The sequence below is a fragment of the Vibrio sp. 1CM23M genome, from assembly GCF_023161755.1.
Lineage (GTDB): Bacteria > Pseudomonadota > Gammaproteobacteria > Enterobacterales > Vibrionaceae > Vibrio > Vibrio coralliirubri.
In genome coordinates this window covers 55,930-71,346 of the sequence record NZ_JALNTR010000001.1, presented here as the reverse complement: position 1 = coordinate 71,346, position 15,417 = coordinate 55,930, and the positions used below count along the sequence as shown (strand labels likewise).

The 15,417-nt window shown below is 44.1% G+C and carries 12 protein-coding genes; 5 read left to right on the top strand and 7 right to left on the bottom strand.

Annotation, left to right across the window (positions count from 1 at the left end):
* Positions 1–20: 20 nt before the first annotated feature.
* The 4 genes from MSG35_RS00305 to MSG35_RS00290 form a co-directional block, all read right to left on the bottom strand.
* Complete coding sequence (locus tag MSG35_RS00305) at positions 21–932, bottom strand: 2OG-Fe(II) oxygenase (protein WP_248382418.1); 912 nt, start codon at positions 930–932, stop codon at positions 21–23.
* 235 nt (positions 933–1,167) lie between these two features.
* Entirely contained in the window at positions 1,168–1,932 is a 765-nt protein-coding gene (locus MSG35_RS00300; RefSeq protein WP_248382417.1) for a DUF481 domain-containing protein, read from the bottom strand.
* A 191-nt stretch (positions 1,933–2,123) separates the two neighbouring features.
* Positions 2,124–3,020, bottom strand: a complete 897-nt coding sequence (locus tag MSG35_RS00295) for a hypothetical protein (protein ID WP_248382416.1) — start codon at positions 3,018–3,020, stop codon at positions 2,124–2,126.
* 232 nt (positions 3,021–3,252) lie between these two features.
* Positions 3,253–3,969: a GntR family transcriptional regulator gene (locus MSG35_RS00290; RefSeq protein ID WP_009845448.1), complete on the bottom strand. Its 717-nt coding sequence runs from the start codon at positions 3,967–3,969 to the stop codon at positions 3,253–3,255.
* A gap of 317 nt (positions 3,970–4,286) precedes the next feature.
* Here MSG35_RS00290 and mngA point away from each other — a divergent pair, with 317 nt between their 5' ends.
* The 4 genes from mngA to manA all read left to right on the top strand — a co-directional run bounded on the left by mngA (position 4,287) and on the right by manA (position 11,499).
* Positions 4,287–6,221 (top strand): PTS 2-O-a-mannosyl-D-glycerate transporter subunit IIABC, encoded by a 1,935-nt coding sequence (gene mngA, locus MSG35_RS00285; protein WP_248382415.1) that lies wholly within the window; start codon positions 4,287–4,289, stop codon positions 6,219–6,221.
* A gap of 236 nt (positions 6,222–6,457) precedes the next feature.
* A complete protein-coding gene (mngB, locus tag MSG35_RS00280; RefSeq protein ID WP_248382414.1) occupies positions 6,458–9,097 on the top strand; it encodes a mannosylglycerate hydrolase in 2,640 nt (879 codons plus the stop codon).
* A gap of 45 nt (positions 9,098–9,142) precedes the next feature.
* Positions 9,143–10,309, top strand: coding sequence for a glycerate kinase (locus MSG35_RS00275; protein ID WP_248382413.1), 1,167 nt, complete (start codon positions 9,143–9,145; stop codon positions 10,307–10,309).
* A 2-nt stretch (positions 10,310–10,311) separates the two neighbouring features.
* The gene (gene manA, locus MSG35_RS00270) at positions 10,312–11,499 is read left to right on the top strand and encodes a mannose-6-phosphate isomerase, class I (protein ID WP_248382412.1); all 1,188 of its coding nucleotides are present in this window, start codon (positions 10,312–10,314) and stop codon (positions 11,497–11,499) included.
* A 230-nt stretch (positions 11,500–11,729) separates the two neighbouring features.
* Here the strand turns inward: manA and MSG35_RS00265 are convergent, their stop codons facing one another.
* Both MSG35_RS00265 and MSG35_RS00260 read right to left on the bottom strand, forming a co-directional pair.
* Positions 11,730–12,020 carry a putative quinol monooxygenase gene (locus MSG35_RS00265; RefSeq protein ID WP_248382411.1) on the bottom strand — a complete coding sequence of 97 codons (291 nt, stop codon included), beginning with the start codon at positions 12,018–12,020 and terminating at the stop codon, positions 11,730–11,732.
* 237 nt (positions 12,021–12,257) lie between these two features.
* A complete protein-coding gene (locus MSG35_RS00260) occupies positions 12,258–13,400 on the bottom strand; it encodes a fatty acid desaturase (RefSeq protein WP_248382410.1) in 1,143 nt (380 codons plus the stop codon).
* 166 nt (positions 13,401–13,566) lie between these two features.
* Between MSG35_RS00260 and MSG35_RS00255 the strand changes: the two genes are divergently transcribed.
* Positions 13,567–14,112, top strand: coding sequence for a GNAT family N-acetyltransferase (locus tag MSG35_RS00255; protein ID WP_248382409.1), 546 nt, complete (start codon positions 13,567–13,569; stop codon positions 14,110–14,112).
* Between the two features lie 169 nt (positions 14,113–14,281).
* On the opposite strand, the gene MSG35_RS00250 is transcribed toward MSG35_RS00255, so the two are convergent.
* The gene (locus MSG35_RS00250; protein ID WP_248382408.1) at positions 14,282–15,307 is read right to left on the bottom strand and encodes a GGDEF domain-containing protein; all 1,026 of its coding nucleotides are present in this window, start codon (positions 15,305–15,307) and stop codon (positions 14,282–14,284) included.
* Positions 15,308–15,417: the final 110 nt, after the last annotated feature.

The window sequence follows — 15,417 nt, the reverse complement described above, 5'->3', positions numbered from 1 at the left end:
GTATTTATTATCTCAATTGCCTAGAACGGAGCAAAATTGTCATGTACCACTGTTGGTACTGTCCAGCGTTGATGCGCATCTATAGGCTCTAGTACCGAGTTGTGGTGTGGTATTTGTCCACGGTCGCCATACAACCACAATACCAAGTTTGAACGTTCACCACTTGTTATCGGCAGCGCCGCATGGGCAACGTTTCCTCGATGAATCATAGCGACACCGGGCGTGAATGTCGTTTCATTCATCTTACCCGTAGCAGGGTCATAAAAGTTAAGTTCTGAGCCTGAAAACTCTTCATCTGGCATATTTACGTTAATGTTGAGCGTGACCGAAGACGCATCAGTATGCAGGCGTAAAGACGTATCTTTGTTCGCTTGATACTGAATCGAGAACCCAAAAGTTTGCGTGTCGTAACCCATGATTTCAGGGAACAATAAGCGAGCGATAGGGCGCATGTAACTGTCGAGTAAATCTCGGTAAAACGCTTGGAAACTTGGCGCGGCTAAATACCCTTCAGATCGGCTGTCTAACATTGCTCCACCACGGTTAAGCACTATGCCATATGGTGGGCGCAGCGGGATTTGAGCGTTAGAGACCGCTTCCAAGTAATCACGCAACTCAGCGAGACGTTCAGCATCAAAGAACTGAAACTTAAACACCCCAGGAGAGATCTCTTCGAGTAAATCTTTTACCGCGATTTCTTTCGTTGGATCTTGCCAAGCTTCTCTAACAGCGTCACGAAGGCGGGCATCTAACAGCGAATCATCGAAATCCAATTGGCTGCCTTCCGCACTTGTTTCCCATTCTTTCCAGGCTTCGCTGAACAAGCCCTTATTGTTGTCCCAAAACTGTTGTACAGAAGGAACTCGTTGAAGCATCGCTTCTCGTGTCGGTAAATCGATGGCGCGTGCGCGCTCTAGTTGATTAGATAACATAATGTGTTCGCTCCTTTTGTTTGCTTGCGAACAATCTATTACACCAAGGTTGGTAGATAAACGGGGTGCTGGGCAAAACAGAATTAACCTTTTCAATATAATCAAATAGCGGCTTAGCGGTTCTGCTTAAGTAAATAAGCGTCAGGAATAGTTAGTGACGAACAAATTACGGAGTGATGGAGAAGCTTAGACGATCATGCAAATCCTTTTGCATGTTCGATGGGGGAAGCGTTATTTAGAAGTCGTAGTTTAGATTCATTGAGCTGTAGATTTCGGCGTTACTTTGGTCTGATGCGACAGTGGTGTTGTAGATGTATTCGGTATCAAAAGTCAGCGCCAAATTGCCCATCAAGATGTTCTTTAGATAGCCTTTGAGGTTGTAATTGGTGTTCTCTTCACCGTAAGCCATGTTAGCGGTTGCCCCCATAGAAAACGTTTCGGTGAGCGTCAGAGAGCCATCAACACTGGCATTGACGATCAGCTCATAGTTCTCTTTGTTCGGGAACTCTTCATCGGAGGATTGGCGTTGACTGATTCGGTAACCCGGGCCAGCAGAGCCTTGAAGTTTGATTCTTTCAGTATCATAAAAGTGGCGACCTAATCCTGTAGCCGTGATGAATTGCTTACGATAAGTACCAAAGTGGTCGTGTTCAAAGCGTGTTGTCGCGACCAAATAGGTGACTTCGTTCAAGTCATAGCTGATGCCATAGTTGGTGGTATAGCGATTGGTGCCGTCTTCATCGTTTTCAGCATCGGTATAGTAGGTATCAAACTGAACTCGTTGGCCCCAGTTCTCTTTTTTGTATCCAACAGAGATTCCAGAGTTTATCGACAAAGATGAGCTGGTGTTTTGCGAGTAGATAAACCCGAGCTTGGTCAGGGTCGTAAAAGGGGATTCTTCAGCTTCTTCTTTTAACTCAGAAGTTTCGCTTAATACGACGTCGTCCTCGAGTACCACTTCTTCAACCTCTTCTCCAGCCTCTTTTCCAAATATAGGCATAGAGAACGCGATGAGAAATAAAGGCAGTTTTGCTCGGGATCGTGTGTATGAAACTGTGCTTGTTAATGGGCGCGCTGTTTGTGAGGTAGTGTGTGTCGACATAATGGTTTGGTTTATAAAGTGATTTTACACGACGAACGTAAGGTTAGTCGTGAATAGTAGTCAATGATTGAATCGAAAATGCGAGTGAGTTATGACGCCATAGGCAAAGGCGAAAAAATCGTTTTTATCGCTGAGAATCCGTTACCTCGATGAGGATTGAAATCTTCAATGTGGACAAAGAATTCAAGTATCTCAGAGGGTTTATCGTCTTCGATTAACAAGAACTCGAGTAGCCCTTGTTCGACATGGCATGAAACGATGGTTTCGCTCGATTGATCTGCTGAAATCTGTTCAACATTGATCACAACGCTCGTCTCGGGTAACACATTGAAAGCATCTTGCGCGCACTTAAGAATACAGCTGCAGACATACTCTCGATATAAGGCATTACTTTTAGAAAGAGACATCGTTTCAAGCTTCACTTCGCCTTGGCACAATACCTTTTTTTCTTTAGGGATCACGTTGTGCTTATTAACCTGAATATTGATTTCTAGCAGGTGACCATTCTTATAGGTATTGAAGTTATGGTTAATCAGCTTAGTGTCGACTACCGCGGCGTTAATCGAGTTCTGTTGAGCTTCGGAAAGGGCTGATAGTTTTGCTTCACTATCGTTGTTTAAAATACCTTTCGATAATTGATTGCCCTTGGCCCAGTAGCTGTAGTTTTGAACCCAATGCACAAACTCTGTCTTGTATTGCTCTATGTCTTGTTCGGCGGCACGCTCGATATTGTTGGTGAGGGTATAAAGCTTCGACTTGTTTCCTAGCAGCATATCTAGCCAGTTAGGCTTGTACTCATCGAGTGCCTCCATGGCTTTGACTTTATGATCGAATCGAACCGTTGGCATTGTCGGTGCAGGTTCCATCGCAATCGACTCCCAATTCATTTTTGGGGTCGGAATGGTATGCACGGATTGGATTAAGTGGAGGTGCTGATTGAATAAGCTCACTTCACTTACAGCGTCCTCAAGTTGTTTGGTATTCATCTACATTCCTGTCGACTGTTGTTCTTGTAATTTGGCGCTTAGTTTATGGTCAAAGCGCCAGAACAGTATTTAAATGAATGTGAATGATCTTTCGTGAGGTTACTTGATATTGGTTTAGGAATATTTGGGGAGGAAAGTTGGGTTTATGATTGAGTTAACAGCATAGAAACACAGAGAGCAAGGCGCTCTCTGTGTTGGTCATTTTGTTATTATAGAAACTCGTTGATGAGCATTATCTCTGGCGTCTTGCGACCAAAGTGAATCGGTAATCGTTAGACGTGAAGTAGTTTCGGCTGTATTCAAATACCGTGTTATTGGCGAGGTAACCGCGAGTACGTTTTTCAATGATAGGCTGAGCTGGGTCAATACCTAACTGTTTAGCAACGTCTTCAGGCGGAAGAATCGGTACCAATTCCTGCTCACTTCGATCAATCACCATGCCTTTGGTGTTTTCAATAAAGTCGTACTTTGATGTCTGCATCACTTGATAGGTGAGATCTGGGAATAGGGCAACAGGTAACCAAGTTTCTTCAACCGTGATTGGATTGTTGTCTATGAAACGAACACGTTTTACGTAGAAAACCAATTCGCCTTCTTTGATATCTAAATGTTCAGACATCGCCAAAGAACACGGCTTCATTTCGAAGGCCAGAACTTCACTGTGTGTAACCACATCTAAATGCGCCCACTTTTCTTGAAAGCTCGACTGTTTGTAGATGTCGTAATTGATCTTGTTCTCTTTGACGTAAGTACCGCTACCTTGAACGCTTTCAAGCTCATCGTTTTCGATCAGTAGTTTCAGCGCTTGCCTAACCGTTACACGGCTTACCGAGAATACTTCACGCAATTGCGCTTCCGTTGGGAGTGCTTCTCCAACTTTATATTCTCCAGAACTGATCTTTTCTCTTATTGCATCGGCGATTTGGCGATACATAGGGAGTCTTGCCATTTTTGCCTCATTTGTGCGCTAGGACAACTAGACTTTGATTAAGAACCTGTACCTTAAATACGTAAATTTGCTCTATATAAGCCTTGCTTTAAAGGTTAGTGTGAGCATCGTATCGGCGTTTTGTAGTACATATAATACAAATTAAACGATACATAACAAGCTTTCTTAAAGGATTTACCAATACGATTTAAATACAAATTAAATACAAATATGTATTGGTGAGATCGTGATCACGGATTAAATGTCTTGAAGTTGTATTATTCTTCTCGTCGGCAGGGACGACTGTCGTACTAATCCGTGACTATGGGACAAAGGTTATGAAACTTACTACTCTAACGAATAAGTCGCTCGTAAATCTGCAAACTACGTTTAGCAGTCGAGAAGAAGCGATTTACGCACTTGCTGACCAACTGGATCAGCAAGGCAAACTGTATAACAAGCAAGAGTACCTTGATGCAGTATTTGCTCGTGAAGAGCAAGGCCCGACAGCGCTTGGCGAAGGCCTAGCAGTACCGCACGGCAAGACTGACGCGGTTAAAGAAGCTGGTTTCGCTGTAGCAACGCTTAAAGAAGACATGAAATGGAAAGGCTTGGATGAAGACGAAGATGTAAATCTAATCTTCCTAATTGCGATTCCAAATGCGGAAGCGGGTTCTACCCACATGCATCTGCTTACTGCACTGACAACTACATTGGTTGACGACGATGTTCGCGAAGCAGTATTAAAAGCAACAACCGCTGAAGAAATCTTCGCGCTTCTTGATGGCGACAATCAACCAGATGAAAAACAAGACAACTTAGATACAAATGCACCGACAATTGTATGTGTGACGGCGTGCCCTGCAGGCATTGCTCATACTTATATGGCGGCAGAATATCTTGAAAAGGCGGGCAAAAAGCTTGGCTATAACGTGCATGTTGAAAAACAGGGCGCAAACGGTATTGAAGATCGCTTAACGGCTGAGCAGTTAAACAATGCAGTGGCTTGTGTATTTGCTGCTGAAGTGGCGATTAAAGAATCTGAGCGCTTTAACGGCATTCCTCGTATTGAAACGCCAGTTGCAGAACCGATTAAACACGGTGAACGCATTCTAAACGAAGCAATTGAAGAGTCGAAAAAAGGCAACGGTGCAGAGCGTAAAGTTGCTACTGATGATAAACCTAAAAAAGTGCCACTGAAAACAGAGCTCAAACAAGCACTGCTTTCTGGTATTTCTTATGCGGTTCCTCTTATCGTTGCTGGTGGTACTGTTCTTGCGGTTGCTGTTCTTATCGCACAAATTTTTGACTTGCAAGAGCTATACGCAACAAAAGATTCTTGGCTATGGATGTATCGCAAACTAGGTGGCGGCCTACTGGGTACATTGATGGTTCCGGTGCTAGCCGCTTACACAGCTTACTCATTAGCCGACAAACCGGCACTCGGTCCTGGCTTTGCCGCAGGTATTGCAGCAAACATCATTGGTTCAGGTTTCCTTGGTGGTGTTGTTGGTGGTTTGATCGCGGGTTACGTGATGCGCTGGGTGAAAGAGCATGTTCGCTTGGGCCCTGCATTTAACGGCTTCCTTACTTTCTACCTTTACCCTGTGATTGGTACTTTGGTCGCAGGTAGCTTGATGCTGTTTGTTATCGGTAAACCTGTTGCATTCCTAAACCAAGGTCTGACGGATTGGTTGAACGGTATGTCAGGCACTAACGCTCTGCTTCTAGGTGCGATTCTTGGCTTGTTTGTATCATTCGACTTGGGTGGTCCGGTAAACAAAGCCGCTTACGCATTCTGTTTAGGTGCAATGGCAAACGGTGTTTATGGCCCATACGCAATCTTCGGCTCGGTAAAAATGGTATCGGCGTTCACCGTAACGGCTTCAACCATGATTGCTCCACGCTTATTCAAAGACTTTGAGATTGAAACGGGTAAATCAACTTGGCTACTTGGCCTAGCGGGTATTACTGAAGGTGCAATCCCAATGGCGATTGAAGATCCAATCCGTGTAATCGGCTCATTCTTACTAGGCTCTGTGGTTACAGGTGCAATGGTTGGTGCGGCAGGTATTGGTCTATCGACTCCGGGCGCAGGTATCTTCTCTATCTTCTTGTTACACGATTCTGGTTTGGGCGCATTCTCTGCTGCTGCAATCTGGTTCGGTGCTGCGATTGTCGGCACAGTGATTTCAACCATTACTCTTCTGATGTGGCGTGGTCACGCTGTAAAAAAGGGTAAGTTTGAAGCAAGTACTGCAACACAGAACTAACTGAATTTTGAGTTAGCTCCTAACTCACTGCGAAATCAATATATAAAAAATAACAAACAACTGGCTGTCCTAAATACCTGTGCTCCTAACGGTTTTATTCACACAGATTCTGGGCGTGGTTTTCTGCACCCTAAATTTAGTGGCAGCCAATTTTAACCCCTTGAAAAACTTTAATTTAGTCGTATTTGAGTTTGAATTTAAGATTTACTCGAAGCGACACATTTAGGTAAATGATTATGACTACATCACGCGTACATATTACTCCTCACATGCACTGGGATCGTGAATGGTATTTCACAACAGAAGAGTCTCGTATTCTTCTTGTGAACAACATGGAAGAAATCATGAACCGTCTGGAGAGCGATCCAGAATACAAATACTACGTTCTAGATGGTCAAACCGCCGTTTTAGAAGACTACTTCGCAATCAAACCAGAAAACACAGAGCGCGTAAAAGCATTGGTTGAAGCGGGCAAGTTAATTATTGGCCCTTGGTATTCTCAAACCGACACAATGCAAGTTTCTGGTGAGTCAATTGTACGCAACATGATGTATGGCATTCGTGACTGTATGAAGTTTGGCGATGCAATGAAGATTGGTTACCTACCAGATTCATTCAGCATGAGCTCACAGCTGCCAATGATCTACAACGGCTTCGACATCACGCGTGCAATGTTCTGGCGTGGTTGTTCAGAGCGTCATGGCACCAACAAAACAGAATTCTTATGGCAGTCTAATGACGGCAGTGAAGTGACGGCACAAGTGCTTCCGCTGGGTTACGCGATTGGTAAATACCTTCCACAAGACGAAGAAGGCTTGCGTGCTCGTTTAGATAAGTACTTCCCAGTGCTAGAAAAGCCATCGGTGACTAAAGATATCTTGCTACCGAACGGCCACGACCAAATGCCGATTCAAAAAGACATCTTTGAAGTAATGGACAAGCTTCGCGAAATCTACCCAGATCGTGAATTCTCAATGAGCCGTTACGAAGAAGTGTTCGAGAAAGTAGAAGCGGCGCGCGACCAACTCGACACAATCAAAGGCGAGTTCAACGACGGCAAATACATGCGTGTTCACCGTACGATCTCTTCTACGCGTATGGACATCAAACTGATCCACGCAGAAATCGAAAACAAGATTGTAAACATCTTAGAACCGCTAGCGTCTATCGCTTGGACATTAGGCTTTGAATACCACCACGGTTTGATTGAGAAAATGTGGAAAGAGAGCATGAAGAACCACGCTCATGACTCGATTGGTTGCTGTTGTTCAGACAAGGTTCACGCTGAGATCCTAAACCGCTACATCCTTGCGGACGACATGGCGACCAACCTGATTCATTTCTATAAGCGTAAGATTGTTGACCACATGCCAGATCGCGAAGGTTACGACAAACTGGCGATGTTCAACCTCTCACCATACGAGCGTGAAGAAGTGGTTAACACCACTATCACTATCCGTGCTCAAGAGTTCTCTATCTTTGATGAAAACGAAAACCCAGTTGAGTACTTCATCCAAGACAAGCGCCAAATTGACCCAGGCAAAGTAGACCGTCAAATCGTTCACTACGGTAACTACGACCCGTTTATGGAGTTTGATATTCAAATCAAACGTACTGTTCCAGCGATGGGTTTCACTACGTTACACATCCAAGGTAACGAGAAGGGCGCAGTTAAAGTTGCTGAGCAGAAGGACTACCTATTAGAAAACGAATACTACCGAATCAATGTAAACGACAACGGAACTCTGACTATTTTCGATAAAGAGACAGAGCAAGTATTCGACCAAGTCCTTCGTTTAGAAGACGGTTCTGATGACGGCGATGAGTACGATTACTCTCCATCTCGTCAAGAGTGGCTGTTGTACTCGGATGAATTCCCAGTGGAAACTTCGATCAATCACCAAGGCTTCCAATCGGTAGCGAACATCGCTTTCCGCATGAAGGTGCCTGCAAACCTTACAGAGCGTGAAGAACGCACGGGTCAAAATGGGTTCATTGAAGCGCAATGCCAAGTGGTATTGAAGCAAGGTTCTCGCCGTATTGAAGTACGCATGGAACTAGACAATCAAGCCGACGACCACCGTGTACGTGTGCTAGTGCCAACGCCATTCGTTTCTGAAACTGTGGTTGCAGATAACCAGTTCGGTTGTATTACTCGACCAACCAATGACCCAGCAATGGCGGTTTGGGAAGAAGAGAAGTGGAAAGAAGCGCCAGTTCCTGTGTATCAGTTAATGAACTTTGCAGCGTTAGAAAACGGCAAAGCGGGTATGGCGATCATGTCGAATGGTCTGCGTGAATTTGAAGTGATTGCATCTCAAGGTGACGAAAACCGAGATACCTTCGCACTGACACTATTCCGTGGTATCGGCGTGTTGGGTAAAGAAGAGCTATTGCTTCGTCCGGGTCGTCCTTCAGGGATTAAGATCACGACCCCAGATTCACAAGTGCGCGGCAAGTTAGTGTGTGAATTCACGCTGTGTGGTTTCTCTGGTAACCACATTGATGCGAACATCATGGCGCAAGCACGTGACAATGTCACTCAAATTGAATGCTACAACAAGATCCCTTACAACGCGATGAAGCTAAACGTGGGTGAGCAGAACCTACCTATGAGTTTTAGCCTTCTGTCTAAGCAACAATCAGGCGCTGTGTTGAGTGTACTGAAGAAAGCGGAAGACGCAGATGCACTGATCATGCGTGTCTACAACCCAGCAGAAACAGGTTCAGTATCAGATTCAATCTCTTTCACTCAAGCAGTTTCAAGCTGGAAAGAAGCAAGCATGGACGAGCGCGTTCGTGAAGGTGATGTGGCAACTGAAACCTTCGGCGAGCTCGCATCTTGCCAAGCAAAAACATTCCAAATCAAATTCTAATTTCAATCACCCGCTCACCTTGGTGGGCGGGAATGGTGAACGACAATGAAAATTGTAATTGCCCCTGATTCATTTAAAGAATCACTCGACGCTCATCAAGTTGCGTCTTGTATTGAGCGTGGATTTGCTGACGTTTTCCTTCATGCAGAGTTTGTGAAAATGCCACTCGCCGATGGCGGAGAAGGCACAGTAGACGTGTTGCTAGAGGCGCTCAATGGTAAGAAGCAACGGCTGCACACGACGGATCCAATCGGACGTGAATGTACGGCTTATTGGGCATCGTTAGAACAGACTGTTGATGGAAAAAAGGTAAAAACTGCCTTGGTTGAGTTTGCTCAAGCATCGGGTTTAGATCGATTAACCGTAGAAGAAAGATCACCTCTTACAGCATCATCTTACGGCACAGGGTTGCTGATTAGAGATGCGCTAGATAAAGGCGTAGAACAAATCATCATTGGTCTGGGCGGTAGTGCCACCAATGACGCAGGTGCTGGCATCTTACAAGCGTTGGGAGGCAAGTTATTAGACAAGCAAGGCAACGAGCTATCTGGTGGCGGCGCCGAATTAAGCAAGTTAGCAAGCATCGATCTTGATGGACTGCACCCTAGATGCAAAGAAGTGACGTTCGTGGTCGCATGTGATGTGAATAATCCACTGTGTGGCGAAAGCGGAGCAAGCGCCGTGTTTGGTCCGCAAAAAGGCGCATCACAAACTCACGTTCAACAACTTGATGCTGCCATTGGGCACTTTGCCGATATCGCTCAGGCTCACACAGGTACTAATCATCGCGACAGCGAGGGCTTTGGTGCTGCTGGTGGCACGCCGTTAGGACTAAGCCTAGCGTTCAATATCCAAATTAAAGCGGGTATCGAGATGGTACTGGATGCGTTGGATGCGGATAAGGTGCTTGAAGGCGCTTCATTGGTTGTGACGGGTGAAGGGCAGATGGATAACCAAACCCTGCAAGGTAAGACTCCATTTGGTATCGCCCAGCGTGCTCAAAAACTGAATATTCCGACCATTGGTATCGCTGGCTCTTTGGGTACAGACGTTGAAAAGCTTTACGACTCAATGTCTAGCCTGTTTGGAACTGTACGTTCTCCTCAGTCCTTAGACCAAGTTTTATCAGAAGCGAATCAAAACCTGACTCGCACTGCCCGTAATATCGCCGCCACGCTCAAGCTTGGCAGCCAGATTTTTAATGAGAAGTAATTATGTCTCTATTTAAACTCGACAACGTTATTCAAAATTACGCATGGGGAAGCAAAGACTCCATCAACCAACTTTTTGGTATTGTGAACCCAAACCAAGAACCTCAAGCAGAAATTTGGATGGGTGCTCATCCAAATGGTTGCTCAAAGGTAGGCGATACCGGTGAATCGCTTTCTCACATGATTGATGAAAACAAAATCGATGTCTTAGGCGGGTACACGGCGGCACGTTTCGGTGAATTACCTTTCTTGTTTAAGGTGTTGGCTGCTGAAACACCGTTGTCGATTCAGGTTCACCCGAACAAGCGAAAATCAGAATTAGGTTTTGAGCGAGAGAATGCACTTGGTATCCCTTTAAATGCGTCTAATCGTAACTACAAAGATCCAAACCATAAACCTGAGTTGGTTTATGCGTTGACCTTTTACAAAGCGATGAATGGCTTTCGTCCAATCGACGATATTATTGCTTTGTTTGAAGAAGCGGATATTCCTTCGTTAGCGATTGAACTTAATGTACTTAAAGCCAATGCCGACAGTGATTCTCTGAAGTCTTTCTTTAGCGCAATTATGTCTCTTGAAGGTGACCGCAAAGCGTCTGCGCTTAATGGGCTTTATGCTGCACATGCGCGACCAGCAAAAACGGTCATGGGACGTGAAGCTTTGCAATACAGCATTGAATTCAAACAGCACTATCCGGGTGATATTGGTTTGTTTGCCCCATTGATGCTTAACACGGTTGAGTTGGCGCCGGGTGAAGCGATGTTCCTGTTCGCAGAAACCCCACATGCTTATGTTCAGGGCACAGGCTTGGAGATCATGGCAAACTCCGACAATGTGCTGCGTGCCGGTCTCACACCCAAATATATCGATGTCCCTGAGCTTATCGACAACACGATTTTTGAGCCGATTAAGCCAGAAGATATTCGTCTTAAGCCTGTATTGAAAGAAGGCAAGATGAGCTATCCGATTCCAGTGGATGATTTTGGCTTTGATATCTTGTCTGCGACTGATGAGAGCAAGTCACAGTATCTACGTAGCGCGGAGATCTTGTTCTGTGTAGAAGGAGAGGCGACCGTCATTTCAGAGGGACGGTCAGTTTCTCTTAAGCCCGGAGAATCGGTCTTTGTAAGTAGTAATTCAAGTGTTTACCAATATCAAGGGAATGGCATTTTGGCTCGTGCTTTTAACTAGTGCCCCCGTGCTAGCGATCAGCAAAAGAAATGTCAGAGTGCCACTGTAAAGTGGTACTCAATATTGGATTAATGGTTGTTACCTATCTGTCTTTGACAGTCATGATTATTGACCATACCCGCTACTCTGGCGGGTTTTTTCATTGTTAGAATGAACAAATATAAGCCTGTTGAAAAGACAAACCCTGCGATCAGAGCAGGGTTTTTATTGAATCAGTACTGAGTGACTGGTTAAGCAATGTGCGTCATTTTATTAAGCACAAAGGTTTCAATACAACCTTCAGTTGCAGCCATGTAGTCAGCGATGTGTTGGTTCGCTAAGTGTTTCTCTAGATGAGCTTCAGACTCCCAGTTCTCATGAAAAACGAAGTGAGCAGGGTTACTGTTGTCTTGGTGCAGATCGTAGTTAATACAGCCGTCTTCAACACGGGTTTTATCGATCAATTTAATCATCTCAGCTTTTACAAGCTCAGTTTTGTCTTCTTTAGAGACGATCGTTGCAATAATAGTCAGTTTGCTCATTTTCAATTCCTTCGCTTTAAACTCGATAAGTTCAAGTAATATAAGTATAAATTCAGAATGAAGAAAGAGTTCTGAAATCCAATAACTATGGTTCTTAGCATCCACAATTCAAACTCGAGAGCATAGAGCTAGTGGTAATCGGTTACGCTTATTAAAAAAGCCCTCATAGCAATATGAGGGCTTTTGAATAAGAATTAAACTGTGTTGTTACTGGGGTGTTAAGCGTACTGTTTTACCTTAAGCGTATTGCTCAACCGTCATTGCCCAATTTTTCTTCTGCTGTTCGAAATTCATCTTGATTTGCTGATAACGAACCTTAAGAACTGAGTGTTCGTACTTCTTCACAACGTCTTCGCGCTTGCTTTCAAGTAGCTGCTTTTTAACTTCGTAATACTCGTTCATGTTTGATACTAGAGCATCAAACTCTTGTTGAAGCTTCTCTGCGATTTGTTGCTTGTCGGCACGATGCATGATTTTTTGCTGGGTGCGTTTAAGTAACATTGACGCTTCAGCTTTCTCAATACGAGCTTGAGGGGTTTTCTTAAGCTTACTTGCCAGTCCCATCAACGAAGCACTCTTGATCAGCCATTTTGTTGGATCGTATTGCCACCAGTAGACTCCGTTACGGTAGTCGTTCTCAAAAATGTGGTGGAAGTTATGGTAGCCTTCGCCAAAAGTTAGAACCGCCAACACACCGTTATCGCGGGCCGTGTTTTTGTCGGTAAAAGGTTGGCTACCCCAGATGTGAGCAAGAGAGTTAATGAAGAATGTTGTGTGGTGGTTAAGTACCAAACGAACAGCGCCTACGATTAACAACATGCCAAGTACGTCACCGTAAATAACACCTAAAGCGATAGGAACACCGAAGTTCATTAGTAATGCTAACAGAACATAGTGCTTGTGCTGCCACATAACAATCTTATCTTTTTTAAGGTCACGGCAGTTTTCGTAGTTTTCGTACATTGAGGTGCTGTAATTACGAATCATCCAGCCAATGTGTGAGTACCAAAATCCACGTTTTGCAGAATATGGGTCTTTGTCGTTGTTATCGACATGCTTGTGATGCACACGGTGATCAGAAGACCAGTGTAGCGCGCTGTTCTGCAGGGCAAATGCACCACCTAATGCAAACAGGAATCTTAGGCTTGAATGCGCTTCAAACGCTTTATGTGACCATAAGCGGTGATAACCCGTCGTGATTGAAAGGTTACAGAACGTAAAGCAGATTGCTAGCCATATCCAGTGCTCCATGCCATAGCCAAAAAAGTAGCCATAAACGGGAGCCGCAACAACAGCAAGCAGCATACTAAAAGAGAACACAAAAATATTGAGCCAGATTAATGGCGGCTTTTTTGTAGATTGTTTGTCGGCACTATTCATTAGCAAATTTCCATTGGGCTTACATCTGTGCGCTAGAATATCAGCGTACACGTGTAAGTCAATATTGAAAGTGTAAACGTGTATTAGTATGTTTTGCTTAAATATTGTATAAAGGTAGTGTGAAATGTAGTAGCAAGTCATAAATGGAAGTACTAAGGGCTAATAAATGGAAATTAAGGTAGCTGAATATAAAGATTATGAGCGGATTGCCCAATTACACGCGGATAGCTGGAAGCTATATTACCGTGGCATTCTTGCTGATGATTACTTAGAAAATGATGTTTTGGAGGACAGATCTGTTATTTGGCAGACTCGTTTGATTAATCCTCCTTTCAACCAACATGTTTTATTGCTTGAAGAAGGTGGTTTACTGGTTGGTTTCGTCTGCGCGTTTGGTAATCACAACTTTGAACGTGGCACGTTCATTGATGCGCTACACGTAGACAATAATTATCGTGGTCGAGGTGTAGGCAAGCGTCTGTTGTCTGAATTGTCGAAGTGGTTGCAGCAATACTATTCGGACTCAGGGCTTTACCTAGAGGTGATGTCTGAGAACCACCAAGCGATTGCTTTTTATCAGGCGATTGGTGGCAAAGAAGAGCTCGAGCAAGTTTGGAGCGCACCATGTGGCAGCCAAGTGAATGAAAAAGTGATTTCTTGGAGCTCTCCCGTTGAACTTGAACAGAAAACAGCGAGCGTTGTGTATTCTTAGTCGATTCTTGTTGAATACTGGTTTTTTGCTGAGTAGCAGGTTCTTAACGAAGCTATTTTAAAGCAGAAGAACAAAGACAAAAGCCCCGAGTATTAAGTTGCTCGGGGCTTTTTTGATTGAATTAGTGGTCGTTTTAATGATTCGCAAAGATACGTGAAATATTGGGCGATTAATCACACCATGTGATCTTATTCCTACCGCCTTTTTTCGAAATGTAGAGTGCTTGGTCAGCGTCGTCGATAAGCTGCTCGACAGAACCAAGGGCTTGAAGGGCATGTTTCACACCGATTGAAATTGTTACTTCTAATCTAAGGCGAGTAGGGGATTCTAAAAGGGCATTAACCAGCGATTCAATTGAAGCCTCGGTTTCTCCTTGGACCAGCACCAAAAATTCTTCACCGCCGTATCGAAAGCAGTTACTGCTAGTCGGTAGTCGTTTTTGAATTTCATCGGCCAGTTCTTTAATCACCATGTCACCCATTTGATGGCCGTAGGTGTCGTTAATCGATTTGAAATGATCAATATCTATCATGATCGATGTAATGGATCGCTGACGGTCTATGCTCGGTTCTATCACCTGATGAAGATAAAGGCGGTTGTAGCAGCCCGTTAGTGCGTCTTGATAGGAAAGGGCCTCGAACATATTAGATTGCTTGCGAAGCTGAATCGCTTGTTTGCGCAGTTGCTCGGATTGAGCGAAACGCTTGTGTACTTCCAAGTCACGTCTTATACAAGCCGCTGAGATCAGGATGTAAGCCGAAATATAAACGGAAATTGTTTCTATTTCATGCTCTGGCTCCACTTCATAAAGCAGTGGCGCAAGGCCGATGAGATAAGCCAAAAAGATAAACGACAGCGTAGATATACTGTATCTGGCTGACAATCTTGAAAACGTACCAATGTAGATCATCACTAAAATGATGCCACCTTGGTAATCGAAGTTGTTCAGCTCGATGGCTAGTCGACCGACATAGACCAAGAAAAGTGAGCTAATTACAAGGAAGGCACTTTCTACGAGTTCCAAAACGTTGGGTTTGTTTGTAATACAGTATCTGGCGGCGGCCATCATCAATAAAAAAAGTATGACTCGGAAAATGATAGGCGTAATGCACTCGCTACCAAAGTGGATGTAATCGGTGACGATAAAAGCACAGAATATTGAGATAGGGATGTAGATGAAATTTATGTACGGCAAATAAATTTCATTATCGAAATAGGTTTTAAATCTTTGATTCTTGAACCCAGAATAAGAACGCATTGAGAAATTAGCCGAGATTGATACACAATAATTTGCGTAGTATGTCA